This window comes from Streptomyces sp. NBC_01013, from assembly GCF_045162765.1.
Lineage (GTDB): Bacteria > Actinomycetota > Actinomycetes > Streptomycetales > Streptomycetaceae > Streptomyces.
The window spans coordinates 5883498-5908597 of sequence record NZ_CP108687.1; the positions used below are offsets into that span (position 1 = coordinate 5883498).

Here is a 25100-nt window from a genome sequence, read left to right on the forward strand (position 1 = left end):
CGGGGCGTCTCAGGGCTTCGGAGCCGTCCGGGCGCCGCTGCGCGCCTGTTGCCGGCAGACGCTCGGCGGACCCGGCCGCTGTGCGTACGGAAGGTCTCTGCCCAGACGCGCCAGCGGCGAGAACGCCATGAACAGCGGGGACAGGGCGAGGGCGGCGGCGGTCACCAGCAGACTCGTGCGCAGCCCCCAGTGGCTCGCCAGGAAGCCGCCCAGCAGGGAACCGACCGGGGTCAGACCCATGCCGGCGAAGTTGATGGTCGCCACGACGCGGCCCTGTATCCGGACGGGTGTAAGGGCCTGCCGCACGGCCATCATCGTCACGTTGACCAACTGCCCGAAGGTGCCGAAGAGGAAGTTGACGCCGACGAGTACGGGGAGCGTGACAGTCGTCGAGCCGTGCAGCGCCGGTACGCACAGCATCACGCCGTCCGCGACGACCGCCGAGAACACCAGCACCCTGCCGTACCCGAACCGCCCCGGCAGCCGGGCAGCCAGCAGCGACCCCAGGACCGCACCAGGGCCCATCGCGGCGAGCGCCAGGCCGACGGCCGCGCCCGACAGGTGCAGTCCGCGTGGAAGATGGAGCAGATAGACGGTCATCAGCGCGGCCAACCAGAACTGGAAGAGGGCCGAGGCCACGCCCACCGCCCGCAAGGAGGGGTTGCCGGCCACGAAGCGCAGGCCCTCGAGGATCTGCCGCCGGATGCGGACAGGGCCCTCTCCTCGCGCGGGGACCTGCTCCCGCCCGCGGATACGCCCGATCGACACGGACGACAGCGCGAAGAAGAACGCGCCCATGACCACGGCGACCGGGCCGGAGAACAGCGACACCAGCGTGCCACCGAGTGCCGGGCCGCCGATCTGCGCGGCCGATCTGCTGCCCTCCAGCGCACTGTTTCCCTGCAACAACCGGTCGCGTTCCACCAGTCGTACGAGCGAGGCCTGGTACGCCACGTCGAAGAACACGCTCAGTACGCCGACGAGCAGCGCGACCACGAGCAGCACGGGCAGCCCGAGGACTCCGAGCAGATACGCGGCGGGGACCGCTCCCAGGGCGAGGGCCCGGCCGCAGTCCGCCGACACCATCACCGTGCGGGCGCGCCGACGGTCCACCCACGCGCCCGCGAAGAGCGAGAGGAGCAGGATCGGTGCCTGCTCCACCGCACGCAGCAGACCGAGTTGACCGGGCCCCGCGTTGAGCGACACCACGGCGATGAGCGGCAGGACGACCTGTGTGGCCTGCGCCCCGAACTGGGAGGCGGTCTGGCCCACCCACAGTCTGCGGAAGTCGGCGTCCCGCCACAGGCCCGGCCAAGAACCGGTGCGGTTGCTGTCGGCCGCCTTCATCGCGTGCCCCGTACGTGCGCGGGGGCGGGGAAGGTTCGGGTGTACGGCGTCGATTGCACAGAGACCTCTTGAGCTGCGGAGGACAACGTTCGCCGGCCGGGCGCGGGGAAGCACACCGGCGGCTCGGGCGAGAAGGCTCGCTGCGCCGCAGAACAGGGCGGCGCGCGATGACGGGTCGGTCACGACCTGAGACGTCAGCGCGCGCTCGGGCGACCGGCCATTCCTCACTCCTGTCCCGGGGTCTCGTGGTGGACCGAAGGGTAGCCGCCGGGATACCGGACGGGGAGTGAATTTCCGCCTGGCACATGGCTCGCGGGCGGCCCATTACGGGGCAACCAAAACGGTAATGGGCCCCTCACCCGTTCGGCCGCGTCGAGTAGCAGTGCCCGGACGCGCCGAGGAGGGTCGGTCTGACGTGAAGTTCCACCGGCCCAGGAGTCCTCATGGCACAGACCGCGCCCACACCGGGCAGTTCTTCCCCACCTCCGTCCCACCCCGGCGGCATCAACCCCTGGGCCGCCGGCGGGATCATGTTCGCCGGTGTCCTGCTGATGGTCGACGGGGTGCTGGGGGCGATCAAGGGCATCACCGGGATCGCTTCGAACGACGTCTACGCGCGGATCGACGACTACGTCTTCAAGTTCAACGTGACCGCATGGGGCTGGATCCACCTCGTCCTCGGCATCATCATCGCCGTCGTCGGCTGGGGCATCCTCAAGGGTGCGGCCTGGGCGCGCTGGGCCGGTGTGGGGCTTGCGGCGCTCAACATGATCGCCAACTTCATGTGGCTGCCCTACCAGCCCATCTGGGCCGTGGTCTCCCTCGCCATCGACACCTTCGTGATCTGGGCCCTGTGCACGGACCGTTCCAAGGCGGTCATCTGACAGGCACGACCAAGGTTCCGGCCCGGTGGTGGCAGTTGCTGCCACCGGGCCCGTCCTTCTGCCCGTACATCCAGGGCGGCTGGTACCGGGACGTTGTCAGTGGGGCGGTCCACACTGGAGACATGTGCCGCAGCATCAAGACCCTCCGCCCGCCGGCCCTCCCCGAAGAGGCGACCGACGAGGACATCCGCGCCGCCGCCCTGCAGTTCGTCCGCAAGGTGTCCGGCTTCCGCGCCCCGGCCGCGCACAACAGGGAAGTCTTCGACCGGGCCGTCGACGAGATCGCCGAAGCGACCACCCGGCTGCTGGACGGCCTGGAAGTGCGGGGTGGTGTCAGGACGCCGTAGGGACCGATACCGCGGAGGAGGCAGCGGCGGCCGCGGCCGCCGCGGGGCGCTTCATCAGGAGTGCGGCGAACGCCCCCGCGCCGAAGAGCGCCAGGACCGAGAGGGCCGTGCCCAGCCAGCTCGCGCCGAGCCAGTGGGCACCGAAGTAGCCGAGGCCCACGCTGTAGCCCGCCCAGGCCACGCCTGCCACGGCGGACCACGGCAGGAACTCCTTCACGTCCCGGTGTGAGGCGCCCGCGCCCAGTGAGACGACCGAGCGGCCGGCCGGTGCGAAGCGTGCGATGACGACGAGGACGCCGCCACCGCGGCTCAGGGCGGCGCCGAGACGTTCCTGCGCCGAGGTGAGGCGGCGTGAGCGGGCGATCGTGCGGTGCAGGCGCTCGCCGCCGCGCCAGGCCACCCGGTACGCGACGAGGTCGCCTATGACCGAGGCGGCGGCCGCACAGAGGATCAGGGCGAGGACCGAGGGGACCTCGGTCACGTGACGGGCAGCACCCGCGGCGTCCGCGGCGACGGTGGTGGTGCCTGCGGCGGCGGCCGTGGCGGCGGTGATCACGAGGACCCCGCTCGGCAGCACGGGAAGGAAGACGTCCAGCAGCACGGAGAGGGCGACCACGGCGTAGATCCATGGGCTGCTGGTCAGCGCACCCACACTCTCGAGCACCTTCTACTCCCCGTTCCGTAACAACGCCGCGACGTCGCAGGGGAGCGGCAGGAGCGGCAGGGCCAGCTGTACAGCGTACGCCTGTCGATCACCGGAAGATCTATATATGTGCGCGATGTTGGGCATCTCACGTGCGTCACAGACGCACCATGCACACCCGTGCTGCCCCTGCTCGCGTGCCTCGTGCCCGCCGGGGAGCGGTTCCCGGCGGGCACGAGGTCCAGGTGGTGTGGTCGGCCCGGTCGGCGCGGGCCGGTGCTGTGGGTGCGGGGAGTGGGTCAGGCGGCGATCGGGGTGCTGGGCTCCGGTGTGCGGTCCTGGCCGCCGTTCGCGGTGGTGCGGGAGGTGAACAGCCGGTCCAGGGCCAGGGCGCCGGGGCCGGTGAAGACGAGCAGGAGGAAGGCCCAGCAGTAGACGGCCGAGGGCTCCCCGCCGTTCTCCAGGGGGAAGAGCGCCTCGGGCTGGTGCACCTTGAAGTAGGCGTACGCCATGGAGCCGGATGCGACGAGGGCGGCGATACGGGTGCCGAGGCCCAGTACCACGAGGCTGCCGCCGACGAGCTGGATGACCGCCGCGTACCAGCCGGGCCAGGTGCCGGCGGGTATGGAGCCGCCGCCCATGGCGCCGCCGAGTACGCCGAAGAGCGAGGCGGCACCGTGGCAGGCGAAGAGCAGGCCTACGACGATGCGGAAGAGCGCGAGGGCATAGGGCTGGGCCTGATTCAGGCGTGTGTACATGTGGGGAGAGCTCCTTCGGTCTGGTGGGGACGTGAGCCGACTGAGCGCCACAGATTAGGTAGGCCTCACCAATACTTGCAAGTTCAACGTTTTGTCGACTGGCTGGATCGCGACGCGTTGTCATCGGTCAGTGAGCGGTCGAAGGCCAGCTCCAGCACGGTCCCCTTCTTGCCCGACTTGGCCTGAACCATTGACAACGCGGCTTTCCGGCCACGCAAAGTCAGCGTCATCAGCTGATTGCCGAACCACGGTCCGCCCGCCCTGTGCCACCGCACCGACGGCGTTCCGGTGCGCCCGTGCCGGGCCAGCAGCCGGCCGAGCAGCCGTCCCGCCCGGCTCCAGGCGAAACGGAAGCCGCCCCTGAGCGGTGCGGGGATGGAGTTGTGCACGGGAGAGCAGGTCAGCTGCAACACGCGAGCGGTCGGTGCGTCGCCGGGTGCTGGAGCGGACGGGACGGGCTCCGCGATGTACGCGTGGTGCACATCGCCCGACAGCACGCATACCGTCGCAGGGGCCCCAGGTCCGGCGGCCACCTCCCGGATCAGCTCCGTCAGTTGCCGGAACGACTCGGGGAAGGCCGCCCAATGCTCCAGGTCGGAGCGCTGTCGCAGGAATTCGCCCACGCGGGCCCAGCGGCCGTCCGGCCCGCCCCGCTCGCCCCGGCACAGCGCGGCGCTCCACTGCTCCGCGTCGTGCACGAGAGGCGGCAGCAGCCACGGCAGCGAGGTGCCGATCAGGAGGTGGTCGAACGAACCGAGAGCCGCCAGGGCCTCCTCCCGCAACCACTGAGCCTCCTGCGGGTGGAGCATCGCCCGCTGCTGCTCGTCGAGCACCCGGGCCGCGCGGCTGTCCACCATGAGCAGCCGTACTCGGCCGAAAATGCGTCGGTAGCTCCAGCGGGTGCGGGTGGGGTCGGCGGCGGCCGCGGCCGCGAAACGGCGCACCGCGTCGGTGGCGTCCGGGGTGGCGTGCACCGCCGTGTGGAGCGGGTCCGCGGCGAGTTCGGCGGGGGAGAGGTTGCCCAGGTGCTGGTAGACCCAGTACGACATCAGCCCGCTGACGATCCGCTCGTTCCACCAGGACGTGGCGCGCATGCCGGCCAGCCAGGCGGCGCTGGTGTTCCAGTCGTCGATGACGTCGTGATCGTCGAAGATCATGCAGCTGGGCACGGTCGAGAGCAGCCATCGCACCTCGGGGTCGCGCCACGACTCGTCGTACAGGAAGGTGTATTCGTCGTAGTCCGCCACCTCCGCCCCCGGTGGCTCGTCCAGATCGCGCCGGGCGGCCAGTCGGCGGCGGATGGCCTCCGAGGTCTCGTCCGCGTAGACCTGGTCGCCCAGGAGCAGCAGCACGTCGGGGCGTGCGGCGCCGGGGTCGGCGGCGAGCCGGGCGGCGAGGGCGTCCAGGGCGTCGGGGCCGACGGGGTCGTTCCGGCCCGGAAGGTGGCCGGCTGCGGGCGGCGCCGCCCAGCGGCAGGAGCCGAACGCGACCCGCACCGTCCCCTGCCCTGCCTCGGTGCCGCCGTCCGCGGCCCCGGGTATCGGCGGGGTGGTGATCGTGCTCGGCGGGAACGGGTACTGCTCGGGTGGCCACACGGGGCGGTCGTCGAGCAGTACCTCGTACGCGGTGGTGGAGCCGGGCGTCAGTCCGGTCACCACCACCAGGGCGTAGTGATGACCGGCGACCGCGAAGGTGCGGGACGAGCCCGACGCTCCGTCCGCGCACCGGACTTCGGCTGTGCAAGGCCGGTCCGCCTCGACCCAGACGGTCGCGGTGGAGGCGGTCTCCCAGTCGACGTACCGCAGCAGTGGTCCCAGGCGCAGGCCGGCCATGTGGTGCTCCTCGCGTCGTTCCGTACGGGACGGTCCCGTGGGTGGTCCGTACGGCGGATGCGCACGGCGGGTTCGTACCGTACGGAACGACGGGGGAGTGCGGGGCGGTTCCGGGGCGGGCGTCCTCAGCAGCCGTTGAGCACGGACTGCAGGGCGCTCTTCTCGGCGGAGTCGACGCTCAGCCCGTAGTAGTGCTTCACGTGCACCCAGGCGCGTACGTACGTGCACTTGTACGCGGTGCGCGAGGGGAGCCAGGTTGCGGGGTCCTGGTCACCCTTGGACTGGTTGACGTTGTCCGTGACAGCGATGAGCTGGGGGCGCGTCAGGTCGTTGGCGTACGCCTGCCGTTGGGCTGTGGTCCAGCTCGATGCGCCCGAACGCCAGGCCTCGGCGAGCGGGACCATGTGGTCGATGTCCAGATCGGATGCGGCGGTCCAGGTGGCCCCGTCGTACTGCGAGTACCAACTGCCGCTGACGGCGGCACAGCTGGAGTCCTGCGAGACGTTCGTGCCGTCCCGCTTGAGTACGACTTCGCGGGTGTTGCAGGCGCCCGACTGGGTGATCCAGTGCGGGAACTTGTCCCGGCTGTATCCGGTGGACGAGCCCTCCGCCTGCACGGTCAGTTCGCCGAGATACGTACGGGCGGTGGCGGCGGAGACCGGGGTGGGCATGGCCGCCTGGGCGCTGGGGGCCGTGAGCAGTCCGGTGGTTGCCGCGAGGGCGGCGGATGCGGCGAGGACGGCTATGCGACGCGCGTAGACACCTGACATGCGAACTCCCTTGATGTGGGGGGATGGTGGACGGCCGTTGGACGTGGCCCGGCCATCGTGGCGGCGCCAGGTTTCTGGGGGGTGGGCGCCAGGTAACAGAGTGGCGACATGGGCACGTCACATCAAGGGGTCTGACAAAGGGGTTCGAGGTACGGGGGCGTACCGGAGTGCGTGCGCGGGCGTACGGAACTGAGGAGTCGGCAGGTCCGGGGGCCGGGACGGACCGCGACCCGCCGCGGGGATCCCGGTTCGTGGCGGGGGGCCGGGCTCGTGCGGTCTTAGGGTGGCGGCGTGCTGCTTCCGGTCACCGTCACGCTCGGCATCGTCCTGGCGCTGCTGCTCGCGGCGGCCGCTGCCGTCGCCCGGTTCGCGTCCCTCGGCCGGTCACGCGAGATCGTCGTGGCCGGGCTGCGGGCGGCGGTCCAGCTCGCCGCGGTCTCCTCGCTGATCGGCTGGGTGGTCCACGCGCTTGCGCCGATGTTCGCGTTCATCGCGCTGATGTACGCCGTCGCCGTGTGGACCGCGGGGCGCCGGGTCACGCGAAACCGCACGTGGTGGTGGGTGGCCGTGCCGATCGGGGTCGGGGTAGCGCCGGTCGTCGCCGTGCTGCTGCTCACCGGCCTTCTTCCGGTCCGGGGCATCGCGCTGATTCCGGTGACGGGCATTCTCATCGGCGGCGCGCTGACCGCGACGGTGCTCGGCGGCCGGCGGGCGCTCGATGAACTGACCACGCGGCGGGGGGAGGTGGAGGCGGCGATGGCCCTTGGATTCCTGGACCGGGACGCACGGATGGAGATCGCCCGGCCCGCGGCGTCGGACGCGCTGCTGCCGGGACTCGACCAGACGCGCACGGTGGGACTCGTCACGCTGCCCGGGGCCTTCGTGGGCATGCTGCTGGGCGGCGCCTCACCGGTACAGGCGGGCGCCGTACAGCTGTTCGTGCTGGTGGCCCTGATGGCCGTGCAGGCCGCGGCCGTAGCGACCGTGCTGGAACTGGTGGCGCGGGGGCGGCTGCACCGGGGCCCGGCCGGGGAGCGTTGAGGGTGGTTACCGTCCGCTGATGTGCAGGACGACGGAACCGTCCGCCGCCGCCTCGACCCGGATCTGCGTCAGGTCGTCCACGTGTGCGTCGGGGGAGAGCGCCGCCGCGCGCGGGCCGACCCCCACGACACGCATGCCCGCCGCCCGGCCGGCCGCGATGCCCGCCTCGGAGTCCTCGAAGACGAGGCAGTCCGCCGGTGCGAAACCGAGCCCCGCCGCTCCCTTGAGGAAACCCTCGGGGTCCGGCTTGCTGGCGCCGACGCTCTCGGCGGTGACCTTGAGCTCCGGCATCCGCAGCCCGGCTGCGGTCATCCGGGCCCGGGCCAGAGCCAGGTCGGCCGAGGTGACCAGGGCGTGGGGGAGCGTGGCGATGGCGTCCATGAACGCGGGGGCGCCGCCGATCGGGACGACCCCGTCGGTGTCGGCGGTCTCCTCCGCGAGCATCAACCGGTTGTCCGCGTAGTTCTCCTCCATCGGACGGTCCGGGAGGAGCACCGCCATGGTGGCGTATCCCTGCCGGCCGTGGACCACCTTGAGTGCTGCCTCCGGGTCCAGGCCCTGCCGCAGTGCCCAACGCCGCCAGCAGCGCTCCACGACGGCGTCGGAGTTCACCAGCGTGCCGTCCATGTCGAGGAGGAGTGCGTGGGCGGTGAGGGCGGTGGCCGGCATGGGCGGGCTCCAGAGCGGGGGGAAGCGAACGCCGCGCGGAGACGTGCGGCGCGGGAAGGAGAACAAGTGGCCCCCGCTCGCCGGTCAGGGTATGCGCGCGGAGGCCACTTTGTTTCTCCACGATACAAAAACGGTGCCGGGAAAGCCAATCCCGGCACCGGGGCGGCCTCCCGCGCGGGTCAGTGGCGCCCCCGGCCCGTGGTGGCTCCTTCCAGCGCCTGCCGGGTGTTCGGCCCGTAGACCCCCTTCGGGTCGCCCTGGATGTTCCACCAGCTCTGGAAGTCGCCCACGGCCTTCTCGACCCGCTCCGTGTAGTCGTCGTCGGTGGGCCCCTGGTCGAGGACCCAGACCTCCTGGAGACGGCGCTGCAACTCGGTCACCTCCGGGCCGGAGTCCCCGCGCCGCAGCGTCGCGGCGCTCTGTGACTGGACGGGCGGCGCCACCGCCGCGGGGGTGCTGCTTCCCGCCGTGGCCGCGGGGGGCGATGCCGCCTCGGCCGACCCTGTCGGGGACGCCGACGCCGAACTGGACGCGGAGCGGGACGCGGACGGCGAGGTGGAGGCGGACGCCGAGGCCGAGGCCGACGCGGACGGCGAGCCGGATGCCGGACGGGAGGGTGAGGGGGAGGTGGACGCCGAGGCGGAGCCCGACGGCTCGATGCTCTCCTCGTGGACACTGCTCACCGTGGAGGGCAGCGCCTGGTCCAGGTCGGCTTCCTGGCTCCTGTCCCCGTTGAACAGGCCGCCCACGAAGGCCGCCGTGCCGACCACGGTGACGACGGCCGCCCCCGCGGCCAGCGCCGCGAAGGGCCGGCGGCGACGTGGCTGCACCGGGTCGGGGCCGGTCGTGAGGAGTGCGGTCTCGTCCAAGCCCTCCGCGCCGGCCGGGTCCGCCGCGCCCGGCAGCGCGCCCACCGGATCCAGGAACAGCGGCATCGTCGTGGCGGCGCCCCCGGGCGCGTCCCCCCGGGCGGGTTCGGAGGCGGCCGCCTCGGGCTCCTCGCCGCCCAGCGTCACGTACGGCCGGATGCGCAGCGGGTCGAAGTCCTCCGCCGCCGCCATCTCCGCCGACCGCTCGGCGTGCTGTGCCGCGATGCGCTGCTGCTCGGCGGCCCGCTCCCGGTCGTCGGGACGGGCGGCGGCCTGCTGCGCGAAGGCGGCGTCGGGGGCGGTCTGCCGCTGTCCGGCCGCGCCGAGCTGCCCGTCGTTCTGCCGCGGTCCGGCGTCACCGCGGGCCGCGCGTGGCGCGCAGGCGCAGTGCGGGCCGGTGCCCGGTCTGTTGTCCGTACCGCACTCCGGGCACATATGTCCGGTCATTGTGGGTCCCCTCCCCTTGAACTGCCTGCGATTATGCAGCCCGCCGCCGGTAAGCCCAATCACGGACTTCCTCGGCAGGCCATAACGGTGCAGAACAGACAGGATGGGGGGGTAGCGGATCCGAGGAGATGTTCTATGGCCCAGCAGTTGAGCCCTACGGCCCCGGCCCCCGGCGCCGACCGCTCCACGCGGTCGGTTCTGGTGGCGATCGGCGCACTGCTTCTCGGCATGCTCCTCGCCGCACTCGACCAGACCATCGTCTCCACGGCTCTGCCGACCATCGTCAGCGATCTCGGCGGTCTGGAGCACCTGTCATGGGTGGTCACGGCCTACCTGCTGGCGTCGACCGCGGCGACCCCCCTCTGGGGCAAGCTCGGCGACCAGTACGGACGCAAAAGGCTCTTCCAGACCGCCATCGTCATCTTCCTGATCGGCTCGGCCCTCTGCGGCATCGCTCAGAACATGCCTCAGCTGATCGGCTTCCGCGCCCTCCAGGGGCTCGGCGGCGGCGGTCTGATGGTGCTGTCGATGGCGATCGTCGGCGACCTCGTCCCCCCGCGCGAACGCGGCAAGTACCAGGGCCTGTTCGGCGCGGTGTTCGGCGCGACGAGCGTCCTCGGACCGCTCCTCGGCGGCTTCTTCACCGAACATCTCAGCTGGCGCTGGGTCTTCTACATCAACCTGCCCATCGGAGTCGTCGCCCTCGTCGTGATCGCCGCCGTGCTGCACATCCCGGTCCGCCGGACGAAGCACACCATCGACTACCTCGGCACCTTCCTCATCGCCTCCGTCGCCACCTGCCTGGTCCTCGTCGCCTCGCTCGGCGGCACCACCTGGGCCTGGGGGTCGGCACGGATCATCGGCCTCGCCGTGCTCAGCGTGGTGCTGCTGATCGCCTTCGTGTACGTGGAGCGACGCGCGGCCGAACCCGTCCTGCCGCTGAAACTGTTCCGGATCAGGACCTTCAGCCTCGTCGCGGTGATCAGCTTCGTCGTCGGATTCGCGATGTTCGGCGCGATGACCTATCTGCCGACGTTCCTCCAGGTGGTGCACGGCATCACGCCGACGATGTCCGGCGTCCACATGCTGCCCATGGTCTTCGGCCTGCTGATCACCTCCACCGTGTCCGGACAGATCGTCAGCCGTACGGGCCGCTGGAAGGTCTTCCCCGTCCTGGGCACCGGCATCACCGCGATCGGCCTGCTGCTCCTGCACCGGCTGACGGAGTCCAGCAGCACCTGGGAGATGAGCATCTACTTCTTCGTCTTCGGTGCGGGACTCGGTCTGGTGATGCAGGTCCTGGTCCTGGTCGTGCAGAACGCCGTCTCGTACCAGGACCTCGGCGTCGCCACCTCGGGCGCGACGTTCTTCCGTTCCATCGGAGCCTCGTTCGGCGTCGCCATCTTCGGCACCATCTTCACCAACCGGCTCACCGACAAGCTCGGCTCCGCACTCGCCGACCGGCCGCTGCCGCCAGGAGTCAGCGCCAAAGGTCTGGCCGCGGACCCGCGCGCCATCGGCCAGCTGCCCCCGGCGCTCCAGCAGCCCGTGCTCAACGCGTACTCCACGTCGATCACCGATGTGTTCCTGTACGCCGCCCCCGTCGTCCTGGTCGCCTTCCTCTTCGCCTGGCTGCTCAAGGAGGACAAGCTGCGTGGCTCGGTGACCGCCCCCGACTCCACCGAGACGCTCGCGTCGAATCCGGTCGAGCGTTCCTCGTACGACGAGTGCGCCCGCGCCCTCTCGGTCCTGGCCACCCGGGAAGGACGCCGCGAGGTCTACGAGAAGATCACCGCGCGGGCCGGGTACGACCTGCTGCCGGCCGCCAGCTGGATGCTGCTGCGCATCAAACGGCACGGCACCGTTGAGCCCGCCCGGCTCGCCGACATCGCCCCCGTGCCGTTGCGGGTGATCAGCGACGCCGCCCGGCAGCTGGAGGAGCGCGGTCTGGCCCGCCGGCTGGGGGTGCAGATGGTGCTCACCGAACCGGGCGCCGAGGCCGTCGTGAAGCTGGCACAGGCCCGCGAGGACTCCCTGGCCGAGCTGCTGGGCGACTGGTGGGGTCCGGACCGGCCGACCGACCTGGTCGCCCTGGTGTCGGAACTGACGGCGGAGACCAGCGGATCGAGCAAGGAGCGCCCGCACAGCCCGGCGCCCAAGCGGGATCACGCGGCCGGGCACCCGCACCAGCCGCCCGTCTGACCCTTCGTCCGGGCCGGGGGCGCGCGCGGCCTCACGACCAGGTGGGCGACGGAGCACACCAGGTCGTCACAGCTCCTTGGTGAACCAGTGCTCCGCGTACTGCCGGCGGTGGAAGGCCGGGACCTCCCGGTAGCCGTGTTTGGCGTACAGTCCGCGCGCCTCGACGAGATCGTTACGGGTGTCGAGCCGGATCCGCCGCACGCCGGCGGCCCGCGCCAGGCGCTCCACGGCCGCGAGCAGCAGCCCGCCACCACCCGTCCCGCGTGCCTGGGGACGGACGTAGACCCGGGTCAGCTCCGCGGTGCCCGGCTCCGTCACGATCAGCCCGGCACACGCCGCCGCGGCGCCCTCGAAGCGACCGACGACGAACTCGCCGGTCGGCGGGACGAGCAACTCGGCACCGTCGTCGGTGAGCCCCTCGTCGATCTCCCGGGCCGTCGCGGGCCGCTCCCAGTAGCGACTGGCCACCTCGTCGTAGTAATCCCTGCGCAGCAGGGCGGCGTCGGGGGAGTCGAAGCGCTCGGGGGTCACGGTCCACGTCATCGGGTCAGTCTGACGCGCGCCCGAGCGTAGGGAAAAACGATTTCGTGCGCGGAGGGCGTCGTGAGGACCGTCGTCCCGCGATTCACCCAGCGTACGTACGTCCACGACCCGTCGGACCGGCCCCGGCGCTCACCGCAGCGGCGGCGGCACGGTGACCGGTGGCGGCGGCGACACCGGCCGCCGTCGCCGGGCCCGCAGCGCCGCCAGCAGCGCGGCGACCACCACCACGGCTCCACCGAGCAGCGACAGCAGCCAGGCCGGGGCGCCGCCCACGGTCAGCAGCTCGTCGCGGTAGTCCATGGTCCGGTACGGGGTGTCCGCGGCGGCTGCCCGCAGTTCGTGGTCGCCGTCGATCAGCTCCGGCCGGGGGAACGACTGGTCGATCGCCGTGACGAACACCGGCTTCCCGCCCGTCAGCGCATCCAGCGCCGGGTACTCCCCCTCCTCCTGCCGGGCGTCGACCCGCCCCGCGTACGTCACCTCGGGCAGCTGTCCGCCGATAGTGCCGCGCGGCTCCATGCGGTGCGCCGCGAGCACGTACAGGCCCAGCGACTGCGGCGTCGCGGCGAGCCGGGACAGACGCATCGGGTAGACCGGACGGTCGCTGGCGAAGCGCAGCCGCAGCGGGTCGAGCGTGCCGCTCAGCGGTCCGCCGGGCTCCCGGGGGGCGAGGCGCACGGCCACGTACTCCCATTTCTGCTCCACATACGGGCGCAAGGCCGTCGCGAGCCTGTCCGGCAGCTCGAAGCCGTTCTCCTTCAGCCAGCTCTCCAGCGCGGCGGGATCCGTCGCGGCCAGCCGGGCCACGTCGAACGGACCGAGCCGCTCCCGGCCCACCACCTCGACCGGGCCGGCCGCCGAAGGAGCGGCGGCGCCGTCCCCGGAGCTGTTGCCCGACCCGCTGAACGGCCAGTCCTTGGCCCGGGGCCAGAAGTAGTGCCGGGTGGCGCTCACCGGTGCCGTGAGGGTCTGCAGCTCGGAGAAGAGCGAGGCGTCACCGAGTTCGACCGTGGCACGGTGCGGCACGGGCATGATCCAGGCGGCGTCGGGGGCGTTCCCACGCACGGTGAGCCGCATCACGATCTGCTCGGTACTGCCGTCCCAGCCGACGACCGACGTCTCCCGGTCGACCGAGACCCGCGAGTCGCGGTCCACCACCATCGCCCCGCAGCCACACGCGTACGCCGGCGCGATCAGCGACCCCAGTTGAGTGGAGAACACCAGCATGGCCAGGGACAGCGCCCGGAGCGCCCACCCGCGCGGCCGATGCCGCACCTCTCGATCTCTCCCCGCACACCGCATCTTCCGCGTCCTCCCCATAGCCACTGATCAGGGGCTCAGACGTGCGCACGCCCCCGCCGGTTCCGGCCGTTCCGGCCTGTCCGCACCGCACAACCGGGCATCCTTTCCGACAAAAGCGGGATGACAGTCAGGTGAAGAGGGGGTGATTGTGTCTACCTCATAGGGCAATGCGAAGGTTTCACAGCATGCCGGGCAGAGAATCGGCACCAAACGTTGGGAGGGTCGGCGCAACGTGGCGAACGCGGAGCACAGTGTGCGCACAGACGCGGCGACGGGAGCGAGGACCGGGGCTGCCCGTGCCGTGCTCTGGCTTGTTGTAGCCGCATTGGCCGTGCGGCAGATGGCGGTGGTGCTGCGGCAGCCGCCCGGCGAACGCCTCACCGATCTGGAGACGTGGATCGGTGAGAACGGTGTGCTGCATGTGACGGGCTCGCTGTACGACACCGACCGGTTCACCGGCACCCCCTTCGCCGGCCTGGTGCTCAAGCCCCTGACCCGCACGGCCGAACAGAGCCTCGGCGTCGCCTGGACCTTCGGCTCACTGCTGCTCGTCGCCGCCCTCGGTATCGTCGCGGCGCGCGCCCTGCCCGGCCCCGTCAGCCGCCGCACCGCCCTGCTCGCCGCACCCGTCGCGATCAGTCTGCTGATGCTCTCGCTGCCGGTGCGCAACGCCCTCCACCTGGGCCAGACCAGCATCCTGCCGGTCCTCCTGGTCCTCGTCGGCTGCTTCGCGGCCCGCGGCGAACGGGCCTCGGGCCTGCTGATCGGGATCGCCGCAGCCCTCCAGCCGACCGTGCTGCTCTTCGCCGTCCTCCTCTGGCTGACCGGCAGACGCCGGGCCGCGCTGACCGGCGGCGCGGCCTTCGCCGCCTGCACGGCGCTGGCCTGGGCCGCGATGCCGCACGACTCGTGGACCTACTGGGTGCACCACGTCGCGGGCGCCGGGCTCGGTGACCAGGCCGACAGCCTCGCCAACCAGTCGCTGCACGGCGCGCTGCTCCGCCTGGGCCTGGAAGGCCCGTGGGAGATCGCGCTCTTCGTCGTTCTGGCCGCGGCCGTCTGCTTCCTCGGACTTCGCCGCGCCGCACGGTACGCGAGCGACGGCCAGCTGCTGCTCGCCGTGGCCGTGACCGGCTGCGTCTCCGTCGCCGTGGCCCCCACCGCCTGGCAGCACCAGCTGCTGTGGGTGCTGCTCGCCGTGGTCGGCCGGGTCGGCAAGCGGGCCTCCGACCGGATGGTCTGGCCGGCCGTCGTGATCCTCGTCGTCACGCTGCCGGGCAAGATGCTGCTGCCGAACATCGAGGCGATGTTCCCGGTCCGCGACAACGTGCTGCTGATCGCCGCGCTCGCGGCCGCGTGCGTGGCCCCGTTCCTGCCGCGCACCTCGCCGTACTGGCAGCAGCCGATCCAGACCGGCCACGCCTCCCCGGTCGCCGCCCGCTGGAGCGGGGTGCCGCTGCTGCCGTTCTGGCAGCGGGTGCTCAGCCGGCCGAACCTGCTGTTGGAACTCCTGCTGATCAGGGTCGTCTACTCCGCGTACCAGCAGGTCAGGCTGGCGGCGACGGCAGGCCGCGCCACCGCGGAGCACCACGGCCGGCAGATCCACTCGATCGAACAGTGGCTGCACATCGACGTGGAGCACTGGGTCAACCACTCGGTCGTCAAGGTCGGCTGGCTGCGGGACTTCTTCGACTACTACTACTCGACGTTCCACTTCGTCGTGCCGCTGACCATCCTCGGCGTGCTGTACGTACGCCGCCCCGCGGACTACCGCTGGGTCCGCAGCTCCATCGGCTTCGCCACCCTGCTCGCCCTGGTCGGCTTCTGGCTCTACCCGCTGGCCCCGCCGCGGCTGATGCCGGGGCTCGGGTTCATCGACACGGTCCACGGCGTCCAGGACTTCGCGAAGCCCGACTACGGCACGCTGACCGGGGTCACCAACCAGTACGCGGCGATGCCCTCGCTGCACTTCGGCTGGTCCCTGTGGTGCGGTGTGGTGATCGTGATGCTCGCCCCGAAGCTCTGGATGAAGGCGCTGGGGGTGCTGCACCCGCTGTTCACGGTCTCGACGATCGTCGCGACGGGCAACCACTGGGTGCTCGACGCGGTGGGCGGTGCAGCGGTGGTGGCCCTCGGCTTCGGCCTCACGTACGCGCTGTCCGGCCCCCGCAGGCTGCGGGAACCGGGGGACGAGACGCCGCCGGACGCAACCAGCACGACGTCGTCGAAACCCGTCGGGCGTGTCACCGAGAGCGCCTGACGGGCGACGTGCCGAAGGGGTGCCGGGCGGCAAGAAGCGCCCGGCACCCCTTCGGCATGTGGATCGTCGCCCCACCAGCATCCGCCCGTCGGGCGGGCCCCGCCACTCCAACGGATCAGCCGGACGCCCCCAGCGCCCAGGCGGCGAAGGACAGCGTGACCATCGACACCACCGTGGAGGCCACCACGCAGGTGCGGGCCAGGCCGGTGTCCAGCTCGTACTCACGGGCGTAGAGGTAGGCGTTCTGCGCCGTCGGCAGCGCGGAGCAGAGCACCACGGCCAGCACCTGGTGGTCCGGCAGGTGCAGAAGCGGTCCGGCGACGACGTAGGCGACCGCGGGCTGGACCAGCGTCTTGAGCGCGACCGCGACGCCTACCTCAGCACGCCCCGTGACACGGCCGGTCCCGCCGTCCGCCTCCTCGGCCCCGTCCCGGCGCCCTCCGCCGGGGCCGCCGTGCAGGGACAGGCCCAGCGCGATCAGCGCCGTCGGTACGGCCGCGGCACCGAGCGCGTCGCAGGAGTGGGCGACGGCGGCCGGCAGACGCAGCCCGCTCGCGGAGACCGCCACTCCGAGCAGTGAGGCCATGATGACGGGGTTGCGCACCGGCATGGTGAGCATCCGCCGCAGTCCGCCGCCGAGGGGCCGGCCGCCCCGCGCGCCCGAGTCCAGCAGGGTCAGGACCACGGGCGAGACCAGCAGCACCTGGAACAGGATGACCTGCGCGACGAACGAGGCGTCGCCGAGCACGTGCACCGCCACCGGGATGCCCAGATTGGCGGAGTTGACGTAGCCGGACGCCATGCCGCTGATCGACGCCTCGGCTCTCTTGCGGCCGAAGAAGCGTCGGCCCGCCACGTATCCCGACGTGGACACCAGCACCGTGCCTGCGGCGAACGCCACCATCGACGGATGGGCGAAGGCGTCCAGCCGTGAACCGGACACCATGGTGAACAGCGCGGCGGGCATGGCCACATGAAAGACGAACCGGCCGAGCACCGACTCCGCCTGCTCCCCGAGGAGCCCGCCGCGGGCTGCCGCGTAACCGATGGCGGTCAGGATCCAGATGGGGGCGAAGCCGGAGAGGAGCGCAGGCATGGCCGCCATGATCCCCGTACCCCCGTCCGACAGGCGGACGGGGGTACGGGGATGGCTCAGGCGGCCGTCCTGCTGACCTGGAGCTGTTTGATGCCGTTGAGCCAGGCCGACCGCAGCCGGCGCGGGTCACCGACCAGCCGCAGGTCCGGCAGGACGTCCGCGATCGCGTTGAAGATCAGGTTGATCTCCATCACGGCCAGGGACTTGCCGAGGCAGAAGTGCGGACCGCCGCCGCCGAAGCCGAGGTGCGGGTTCGGGTCGCGGGAGATGTCGAACTGCTCCGGGTTCTCGAACACTTCGGGGTCGTTGTTGGCCGAGGAGTAGAACAGCCCGACCCGGTCACCCTTCTTGATCTGCTGCCCGCCCAGTTCGAGGTCCTGGGTGGCGGTCCGCTGGAAGGAGACCACGGGCGTCGCCCAGCGGACTATCTCCTCGGCGGTGGTCTCCGGCCGCTCGCGCTTGTAGAGCTCCCACTGCTCGGGGTGGGTCAGGAACGCGTGCATGCCGTGGCTGATGGCGTTGCGCGTGGTCTCGTTGCCGGCCACGGCGAGCAGGATCACGAAGAAGCCGAACTCGTCCGAGGAGAGGTTGCCCTCGCCCTCGGCGGCGACCAGTTGGGAGACGATGTCCTTGGCCGGGCACTCCTTGCGCGCTGCCGCGAGGTTCATCGAGTAGGAGACGATCTCCATCGCCGCCTCGGCGCCGATCTCTTCGGTGATCGCGTACTCCGGATCGTCGTACGCGGCCATCTTGTTCGACCAGTCGAAGATCCGCGCCCGGTCCTCCTGCGGTACGCCGATGAGTTCGGCGATGGCCTGAAGTGGCAGTTCCACGGCGATGTTGGTGACGAAGTCGAACGAGCCGTCGTCGTCCGCCCCGGCGAGTGCGGTCTCGACGATGGAGCGCGCCCGGTTGCGCAGCGTCTCCTCCAGGGACCGGATGGCGCGGGGGGTGAAGCCGCGCTGGACGATCTGACGGACCCGGGTGTGCTCGGGCGGGTCCATGTTCAGCATGATCAGCTTCTGGACGTCGATCTGGTCCCGGCTGATCGACTCGTTGAAGCGGATCACCGCGGTGTTGGTGTTCGACGAGAACAGCTCGGGACGGGTCGAGACGTACTTGACGTCCGCGTGCCGGGTGACGACCCAGTAGCCCGCGTCGTCGAAGCCGGAAATGCCGGTGGGCTGGGTGCACCACCAGACCGGTGCCGTCTCCCGCATGAGGGTGAACTCCGGGTGTGGGACCCGGGCATGGAGCAGGTCGGGATCGGTGAAGTCGAACCCTTCGGGCAGATGGGGGCAGGGCATCGGCAGCTCCAGGTCGAGAACGCCAGGTCGGTCCGAGAGCCGTCGGCACTTTGTCTGACGACCCATCAGAAGCTGCCCGCAAGGTAGTAACGAGTTCTACAAGTGACAAGGGGCATGGCCGGATCTGTTGCGTGAGGCGGTGGTGAACCGGCCGTTCTGCGGTGGGCGTGGGTGGTGAAGCCCGGGCAAGGTGCGTGCAAGACCCTTGCGTACCGGGGGTAAGCCTCATAAGACTGCTTGCAGAACTAGAACGCGTACTAGTTCCTTCCGTGGGCGCCGGGACGCCTCTGCGGAAGAGCGAGGAGAGGACGAGCTCATGGCCGCGGAACCCGTCATCGTCGAAGCCGTACGCACCCCCATCGGCAAGCGTGGAGGCGCGCTCGCCAACCTGCACCCGGCCTACCTGCTGGGTGAGACCTACCGTGAACTTCTCGGCCGGACCGGCATCCACGCCGACTGCGTCGAACAGATCGTCGGCGGCACCGTCACCCATGCCGGCGAACAGTCCATGAACCCCGCGCGCAACGCCTGGCTCACCGTGGGGCTTCCGTACGAGACCGCCGCGACGACCGTGGACTGCCAGTGCGGCTCCTCGCAGCAGGCTTCCCACATGGTCGCCAACATGGTCGCGGCCGGGGTGATCGACGTCGGCATCAGCTGCGGGGTGGAGGCCATGTCCCGCGTTCCGCTGGGCAGCGGCTCCAAGCACGGGCCGGGCAAGCCGTGGCCCGACGAGTGGAACGTCGACCTGCCCAACCAGTTCGAGGCCGCCGAGCGCATCGCCCGCAAGCGCGGCCTCACCCGGGAGAACGTCGACTCGCTCGGCCTCCTCTCGCAGGAACGGGCGGCCGTCGCCTGGGCCGAGGAGCGCTACAAACGGGAGACGTACGCGGTCCAGGTACCCACCACCGAGGCCGAACAGGCCGCGGGCCAGGGCATGTGGCGGCTCGTCGATCACGACGAGGGGCTGCGCGACACCACCATGGAGGGGCTCGCCCGGCTCAAGCCCGTGATGCCCACGGCCGTCCACACCGCGGGCAACTCCTCGCAGATATCCGACGGAGCCTGCGCGATCATGTGGGCGTCCAAGCGCATGGCCCGGGCCCTGAAGCTGAAGCCGCGGGCCCGGATCGTCGCCCAGGCGCTGGTGGGCTCCGACCCGCACTTCCACCTCGACGGCCCCGTCGACGCGACCCGCGCGGTGCTCGGCAAGGCCGGGATGTCCCTCAAGGACATCGACATCGTGGAGATCAACGAGGCTTTCGCGTCGGTGGTGCTGAGCTGGACGCAGGTCTTCGACCAGGATCTGTCGAAGGTGAACGTCAACGGGGGCGCGATCGCGCTCGGTCACCCGGTCGGCGCCACCGGGGCCCGGTTGATCACCACGGCCCTGCACGAGCTGGAGCGCAGGGACAAGGAGTTCGCGCTGATCACCATGTGTGCGGGTGGCGCCCTGGCGACCGGAACGATCATCCAGCGCCTGTAGGGGGCCTGCGGGCGGGCCCCGGCTCGACGCGCCGGCCGCGCCCGGCCGGGGAAACGACGAGGGACCCTCCACCGCGCACATGCGGTGGAGGGCCCCTCGTCGCTACTGGCTGCGGTCCGGTGGACTCAGTACCAGTTGTTGGCCTGCCAGAACGACCAGGCGCCACAGGGGCTGCCGTAGCGGGAGTTCATGTAGTCCATGCCCCACTTGATCTGGGTGCTGGGGTTGGTCTGCCAGTCGGAGCCGGCGGACGCCATCTTCGAGCCGGGCAGCGCCTGGACCAGGCCGTAGGCGCCGGAGGAGGCGTTGGTCGCGCTCGGGTTCCAGCCGCTCTCGTGGCTGACGATGTTGCTGAAGCACTGGAACTGCGCGTCGTCACCGATCATCTGCTTCGCCGTGTCCTGAGCACTCGCGGCAGCTGACGTCGGCGCGGCGGACGTGGCCGCCATGGCCGGGGAGACGCCCAGCGCCACACCGGAGGCACCCAGCAGCACGGCTGCACCGGCGATGGCGGACTTGCGACGGGCGAGGATGTTACGGGCGAACGACACAGGGAACCTAACGTCGGGTACGGGGGAGTCGCGTGCTCCGGCCCGAATCCTGCGTGGACCGTTGCGCGTTGACCGCTGTCCGTTCCGGTGGACGCTGCGGTGCTCGGCGACTTCTCCAGTGTTAGCGGCGCCGTTCAACCACCGCAACGACCCCGGATACGACCCCGCCTCGCACCCAGGGCCGAAGGTCCCGAACCATATCGAAATGCTCCATAGCAGGTCGGAGGGGGAGGAACGGGGTCAGGTGGGGGTTTCCCCGACTACTGTCCCGCTTCGTACAGGACCAAGGTCCTGTGGGTGCCCTCACTCGCCGGGAGCCTCGAATGTGACCTGGGCCTCGAAGGCGGCCCGCCGCGTGGCCCGGCGCAGCGCTTTCAGCAGCGCGGTGCCGACGGTCAGCGTCAGCACGACGGTGAGCACGGCCCGGCCCAGATCCCAGCCGAGCGAGGTGGCCGTGCAGTACGCGAGGAAGCGCACCAGGTTGTCGCCCAGCGGGTCTCCCGGCACGAAGGAGATGCCCGAGCCGAGCCCCGGCACGATCGTCCACCCGTAGAGATTCATGACCGTCCCGTACGCGAACGAGGCCACCGCCCCGTACGCGGCGAGCATCAGCAGCTCGGCGCGTCCACGGACCCGGTCCGGGCCCGGCAGCAGCCCGGCGCCCATCGCGAACCAGCCCATCGACAGCATCTGGAACGGCATCCACGGACCCACTCCGCCGGTCAGCAGCGCGGAGGCGAACATCGTCACCGAGCCCAGCACGAAGCCGAAGCCGGGCCCGAGCACCCGCCCGCTCAGCACCATCAGGAAGAACATCGGCTCCAGACCGGCCGTACCGGCCCCCAGCGGGCGCAGCGCGGCCCCGACCGCGGCCAGCACCCCCAGCATCGCCACCGCCTTCGCGTCGAGTCCGGAGTCCGCGATCATCGCCACCACCACCCCGACCAGCAGCGGCAGCAACGCGGCGAACAGCCACGGCGCGTCCTCGGAGTGCGCGAGCCCGGAGTCCGGGCCGGCCAGCAGCGGCCAGCCGAAGGCGGCCACTCCGATGGCGCTGATCAGCACCAGCGCGGCGACGGCCCGCGGCCCGAGCCGCACCGGCCGCGCCCCCCGTTCTCTCGTGCCCGTCACTCAGCACCTCCCAGTGCCCGGCGCACCTGCGACACGGTGAGCCACTCCTGCGGAGCGAGGATCTTGGCGGTCTGCGGGGCGAACGCGGGCGAGGACACCACGACCTCCGCGGTCGGCCCGTCCGCGACGACCTCCCCGTCAGCGAGGATCACCACCCGGTGGGCCAGTTCGGCGGCCAGCTCCACATCATGCGTGGCCAGCACGATCGCGTGGCCCTCGGCCGCCAGCGCGCGCAGCACCCCGACGAGTCGGGCCTTCGCCGCGTAGTCCAGACCGCGGGTCGGCTCGTCCAGGAGCAGCAGCGGGGGGCGGGCGGTGAGTACGAGCGCGAGCGCAAGGGCGAGGCGCTGTCCCTCGGAGAGATCACGGGGATGGGTGGCGTCGGCGACACCGGGCAGCAGCTCGGAGACCAGCTCCCGGCAGCTGCCCGGCGCCGCTCCCGCGTCGGCGTCGGCCGCCGCGCACTCGGCGGCGACGGTGTCCGCGTACAGCAGGTCGCGCGGCTCCTGCGGTACGAGGCCGACGCGGCGCACCATCTCGCGCGGCGGTGTGCGGTGCGGGGTGCGGCCGCCGACGAGCACGGTGCCGGAGGCGGGCTCGACCATGCCGACGAGCGCGGAGAGCAGGGTGGACTTGCCGGCGCCGTTGCGTCCCATCAGGGCGACGGTCTCGCCGGGGGCGACGGTGAGCGTCACCCGGCGCAGCGCCTCGACGCGCCCGCGCCGCACGGCGAGGCGCTCGACACGGGTGGTGGTGTCGGTGACGGGCTCGGCGTGGGGGGCCTCCTGCGCCGCACGGCCGAACAGACGGGCCAGGCCGGAGCGCCGTGGCGCGGGGCGGGCGGGAGGCGGTGGCGGGAGAGGCTTCCGGTGTCCGGTCCCGCCCACCGGCCCGGGCGTCACGGTCGACAGCCGGTCCCGCATCCCCGCCGCCTGCCGCCGGGCATCGCGGACCGACAGGGGCAGCGGCTCCCAGCCGGCCAGCCGTCCCAGCGCCACGACCGGCGGATGTACCGGTGAGAGGGCCATCACGTCGGTGGGCGCCCCCATGACCGGGGCGGCGCCCGGCGACGGCAGCAGGACGACCTGGTCCGCGTACTGCACCACGCGCTCCAGCCGGTGTTCCGCCATCAGGACCGTCGTCCCCAGGTCGTGGACGAGCCGCTGCAGAACCGCGAGGACCTCCTCGGCCGCCGCAGGGTCCAGCGCGGACGTCGGCTCGTCCAGCACCAGGACACGGGGGTGCGGGGTCAGCACCGAACCGATCGCGACCCGCTGCTGCTGACCGCCGGACAGGGTGGCGATGGGCCGGTCGCGCAGCCCGGCGAGGCCCAGCAGGTCGAGGGTCTCCTCCACCCGCCGCCGCATGACGTCCGGGGCGAGGCCCAGCGACTCCATGCCGTACGCCAGCTCGTCCTCGACCGTGTCCGTCACGAAGTGGGAGAGCGGGTCCTGGCCCACGGTGCCGACCAGATCGGCGAGCTCGCGCGGCTTGTGGGTACGGGTGTCGCGCCCGCCGACGGTCACGCGCCCGGTCAGCCGACCGCCGGTGAAATGCGGCACGAGCCCGGACACGGCGCCCAGCAATGTCGACTTGCCGACCCCTGAGGGCCCGACGAGGAGCACCAGCTCACCCTCGGGAACGGTCAGCTCGACGCCCGACAGGGTGGGGCTGTCCACCCCCTCGTACTGCACCGAAACATCGTCGAACCGGATCACACCTGCTCCTCGAAGCCTGTGGGGGAGGGCGGGACGGGCGCGACCACCGCCGGCAGCAGGCCGATCAGCACCGCGGCGGCCGGCCACAGCGGCAGCACGGGCGCGGTCAGCGGTACGACACCGGGGTGCAGCGCCGCCGGATCCGCACTGCCCGCCCAGATCATCGCGACCGCGACCGCCGCACCGGACCCCGCGACCAGCCAGGCCCGCGCCCCCCAGCGGTCGGGCCGGTACCGGGTGCGGACCGAACGGGCCCCGCCGAGCCTCAGCCCTGCCATCGCGGCCACGAGACCGGCGATCAGCAGCGGCAGCCCGTACACCGCGCCCTGCGCGGCGAGCAGCCCGTACGTACCGGCGCAGACACCCAGCAGCCCGCCGAGCGTGAGGACGTTCGTGGTGTGGCGGACGGCGGCAGGCACCTGCGCCGTGCGGCCGTAGCCGCGGGCGTCCATCGAGGCCGCCACGGCGACCGACCGCTCCAGTGCGCCCTCCAGGACCGGCAGCCCGATCTGGAGCACGGCCCGCACACCGCCGGTCGGGCGGCCACGCAACCGCCGGGCGGTGCGCAGCCGCATCACGTCGGCGACCATGTTCGGCGCGAACGTCATCGCGACGACGACGGCCACCCCGGCCTCGTACAGCGCACCGGGCAGCGACTTCAGCAGCCGGGCCGGGTTCGCGAGGGAGTTCGCCGCGCCGACGCAGATGAGCAGAGCGGCGAGCTTCGCCCCGTCGTACAGCGCGAACAGCACCTGTTCGGCGGTGACGCGGCCCCCGATCCGGACCCCCTTCGCCCAGTCCGGCAGCGGCGCCTCGGGCAGCGTGAACACGACGTGCGTGCCCGGGATGGGGGAGCCGAGAAAGACGGAGAAGAGCAGTCGCACACCGATCACGAACAGCCCGATCCTGATGAACGCCCCGTACGACCGGGCCCACGGCGCGTCCGTGCGGCGCGCGGCCACGACGTACCCCGCGACGCCGACCAGCAGGCCGAGCAGCAGCGGATTGGTGGTCCGGGAGGCGGCGGTGGCGAGCCCGAGCGCCCACAGCCACCAGGCGCCGGCGGGCAGCGCGTTGCTGCGGGTCGCGGCGGGTGCGCGCCAGGCACGGACCCGGTCCACCGGGGCGTCCGCGATATCCACGGGCGTACCACTCGTCGAGCCGGTCATCCGCGGCGGCGGCGGGCCTGCGCGACTGCGGCGATGCCGAGGAGGAGGACGGCGGCGACGCCGACGAGGACCCCCGCGGAGGGCCCGCCATGGTCCGGACCGTCACCGACGGCGACGCCCGCCGACGTGGGCGCGGAGGCGTCAGCCGTGGCGGTCCTGCTGTCGCCCGCGCCCTCGTTCCCGGTCACCTGCTCACCGCAACCCGAGACCGGGTAGCCGGAGATCGCGCAGAGCAGCGCGTCGCTGCCGTATCGCAGCGGCTTGGCCACCGAGGCGAGCGCCTCCGCGCTGCTCGCGTCCTCGGGGATCTGCGCGCACGCCGTACGCAGTGCGGGCGGCGTCGCCCCGTCCGGGGCGTCGGCGGCCGTACCGGGATCGATGACGAGCGCGACCCGCTTGCTGCCGTCCTCGGCGGGCGTGGCCGCGCAGATCTTCGTGAAGTCGGGGGCGCGGCGCGGCTTGGCCGCGTCCTGCGAGTCCGCACTCACGGCGAACCGGAAGCCCTGCACCGAACCGTCGGCCGGGCGGACCAGTGACGGCCCCTGCGTCGCATACGTCCACCCGCTGCCGGAGCCCTCCCAGAACGACCAGTAGCGGTAGCCCGCCGCCTGGGCCGTGCCCGTGCCGAGCACGGCCAGGGCAGCGCCCAGGACCACCAGCAGCGCGGTGACCCGGCCGGCGCGCCGCAGGGGCCGTCGGGTGACCTCGGACCGGGAGGCCACGCCCCG

Annotated in this window: 22 protein-coding genes; 6 read left to right on the plus strand and 16 right to left on the minus strand. The window is 71.9% G+C overall.

Features of this window, described 5'->3' with window-relative positions:
• Positions 1-9 precede the first annotated feature (9 nt).
• Positions 10-1347, minus strand: coding sequence for an MFS transporter (locus OG538_RS25595; RefSeq protein ID WP_406097354.1), 1338 nt, complete (start codon positions 1345-1347; stop codon positions 10-12).
• 443 nt (positions 1348-1790) lie between these two features.
• On the opposite strand from OG538_RS25595, the gene OG538_RS25600 reads away from it, so the two are divergent.
• Positions 1791-2231: a hypothetical protein gene (locus OG538_RS25600; RefSeq protein WP_406097356.1), complete on the plus strand. Its 441-nt coding sequence runs from the start codon at positions 1791-1793 to the stop codon at positions 2229-2231.
• A gap of 122 nt (positions 2232-2353) precedes the next feature.
• Complete coding sequence (locus OG538_RS25605) at positions 2354-2578, plus strand: DUF2277 domain-containing protein (protein WP_406097358.1); 225 nt, start codon at positions 2354-2356, stop codon at positions 2576-2578.
• On the opposite strand, the gene OG538_RS25610 is transcribed toward OG538_RS25605, so the two are convergent.
• The 4 genes from OG538_RS25610 to OG538_RS25625 form a co-directional block, all read right to left on the minus strand.
• Positions 2565-3242, minus strand: coding sequence for a DedA family protein (locus OG538_RS25610; protein WP_406097360.1), 678 nt, complete (start codon positions 3240-3242; stop codon positions 2565-2567). The two genes, OG538_RS25605 and OG538_RS25610, sit on opposite strands and share 14 nt — an antisense overlap.
• A 278-nt stretch (positions 3243-3520) precedes the next feature.
• Positions 3521-3979: a DoxX family protein gene (locus tag OG538_RS25615; protein WP_406097362.1), complete on the minus strand. Its 459-nt coding sequence runs from the start codon at positions 3977-3979 to the stop codon at positions 3521-3523.
• Positions 3980-4062: 83 nt separating this feature from the next.
• A complete protein-coding gene (locus tag OG538_RS25620) occupies positions 4063-5811 on the minus strand; it encodes an alkaline phosphatase D family protein (RefSeq protein WP_406097364.1) in 1749 nt (582 codons plus the stop codon).
• A 125-nt stretch (positions 5812-5936) separates the two neighbouring features.
• Positions 5937-6581 (minus strand): HNH endonuclease family protein, encoded by a 645-nt coding sequence (locus tag OG538_RS25625; protein WP_406097366.1) that lies wholly within the window; start codon positions 6579-6581, stop codon positions 5937-5939.
• A gap of 291 nt (positions 6582-6872) precedes the next feature.
• Here OG538_RS25625 and OG538_RS25630 point away from each other — a divergent pair, with 291 nt between their 5' ends.
• Positions 6873-7622 carry an ABC transporter permease gene (locus tag OG538_RS25630; RefSeq protein WP_406097368.1) on the plus strand — a complete coding sequence of 250 codons (750 nt, stop codon included), beginning with the start codon at positions 6873-6875 and terminating at the stop codon, positions 7620-7622.
• Positions 7623-7628: 6 nt separating this feature from the next.
• Here the strand turns inward: OG538_RS25630 and OG538_RS25635 are convergent, their stop codons facing one another.
• Entirely contained in the window at positions 7629-8291 is a 663-nt protein-coding gene (locus tag OG538_RS25635) for an HAD-IA family hydrolase (RefSeq protein WP_406097370.1), read from the minus strand.
• 179 nt (positions 8292-8470) lie between these two features.
• Complete coding sequence (locus tag OG538_RS25640) at positions 8471-9607, minus strand: peptidoglycan-binding protein (protein ID WP_406097372.1); 1137 nt, start codon at positions 9605-9607, stop codon at positions 8471-8473.
• A 135-nt stretch (positions 9608-9742) separates the two neighbouring features.
• On the opposite strand from OG538_RS25640, the gene OG538_RS25645 reads away from it, so the two are divergent.
• Complete coding sequence (locus tag OG538_RS25645) at positions 9743-11809, plus strand: DHA2 family efflux MFS transporter permease subunit (protein WP_406097374.1); 2067 nt, start codon at positions 9743-9745, stop codon at positions 11807-11809.
• 66 nt (positions 11810-11875) lie between these two features.
• Here the strand turns inward: OG538_RS25645 and OG538_RS25650 are convergent, their stop codons facing one another.
• Positions 11876-12352 (minus strand): GNAT family N-acetyltransferase, encoded by a 477-nt coding sequence (locus OG538_RS25650; RefSeq protein WP_406097376.1) that lies wholly within the window; start codon positions 12350-12352, stop codon positions 11876-11878.
• Between the two features lie 129 nt (positions 12353-12481).
• Positions 12482-13579 carry a DUF2330 domain-containing protein gene (locus OG538_RS25655; protein WP_406100295.1) on the minus strand — a complete coding sequence of 366 codons (1098 nt, stop codon included), beginning with the start codon at positions 13577-13579 and terminating at the stop codon, positions 12482-12484.
• Between the two features lie 376 nt (positions 13580-13955).
• Here OG538_RS25655 and OG538_RS25660 point away from each other — a divergent pair, with 376 nt between their 5' ends.
• Positions 13956-15914 carry a bifunctional glycosyltransferase 87/phosphatase PAP2 family protein gene (locus tag OG538_RS25660; protein WP_406100296.1) on the plus strand — a complete coding sequence of 653 codons (1959 nt, stop codon included), beginning with the start codon at positions 13956-13958 and terminating at the stop codon, positions 15912-15914.
• Positions 15915-16029: 115 nt separating this feature from the next.
• Here OG538_RS25660 and OG538_RS25665 read toward each other — a convergent pair whose 3' ends face one another.
• Both OG538_RS25665 and OG538_RS25670 read right to left on the minus strand, forming a co-directional pair.
• Positions 16030-17010, minus strand: a complete 981-nt coding sequence (locus OG538_RS25665) for an AEC family transporter (protein ID WP_406097378.1) — start codon at positions 17008-17010, stop codon at positions 16030-16032.
• A gap of 56 nt (positions 17011-17066) precedes the next feature.
• On the minus strand, positions 17067-18317 hold the full coding sequence (locus OG538_RS25670; protein ID WP_406097380.1) for a cytochrome P450: 1251 nt from the start codon (positions 18315-18317) through the stop codon (positions 17067-17069).
• Between the two features lie 316 nt (positions 18318-18633).
• Between OG538_RS25670 and OG538_RS25675 the strand changes: the two genes are divergently transcribed.
• Positions 18634-19803, plus strand: a complete 1170-nt coding sequence (locus OG538_RS25675) for a steroid 3-ketoacyl-CoA thiolase (RefSeq protein WP_406097382.1) — start codon at positions 18634-18636, stop codon at positions 19801-19803.
• A gap of 125 nt (positions 19804-19928) precedes the next feature.
• Here OG538_RS25675 and OG538_RS25680 read toward each other — a convergent pair whose 3' ends face one another.
• The 5 genes from OG538_RS25680 to OG538_RS25700 form a co-directional block, all read right to left on the minus strand.
• On the minus strand, positions 19929-20354 hold the full coding sequence (locus tag OG538_RS25680) for a transglycosylase SLT domain-containing protein (protein WP_406097384.1): 426 nt from the start codon (positions 20352-20354) through the stop codon (positions 19929-19931).
• A gap of 303 nt (positions 20355-20657) precedes the next feature.
• Positions 20658-21485 carry an ECF transporter S component gene (locus tag OG538_RS25685; protein ID WP_406097386.1) on the minus strand — a complete coding sequence of 276 codons (828 nt, stop codon included), beginning with the start codon at positions 21483-21485 and terminating at the stop codon, positions 20658-20660.
• Positions 21482-23203, minus strand: a complete 1722-nt coding sequence (locus tag OG538_RS25690) for an ABC transporter ATP-binding protein (protein ID WP_406097388.1) — start codon at positions 23201-23203, stop codon at positions 21482-21484. The genes OG538_RS25685 and OG538_RS25690 overlap by 4 nt, the downstream gene beginning before the upstream one ends.
• The gene (locus tag OG538_RS25695; protein ID WP_406097390.1) at positions 23200-24372 is read right to left on the minus strand and encodes an energy-coupling factor transporter transmembrane component T; all 1173 of its coding nucleotides are present in this window, start codon (positions 24370-24372) and stop codon (positions 23200-23202) included. The genes OG538_RS25690 and OG538_RS25695 overlap by 4 nt, the downstream gene beginning before the upstream one ends.
• The gene (locus OG538_RS25700) at positions 24369-25061 is read right to left on the minus strand and encodes an SCO2322 family protein (protein WP_406100297.1); all 693 of its coding nucleotides are present in this window, start codon (positions 25059-25061) and stop codon (positions 24369-24371) included. Before OG538_RS25700 ends, OG538_RS25695 begins: the two co-directional genes overlap by 4 nt.
• Positions 25062-25100: the final 39 nt, after the last annotated feature.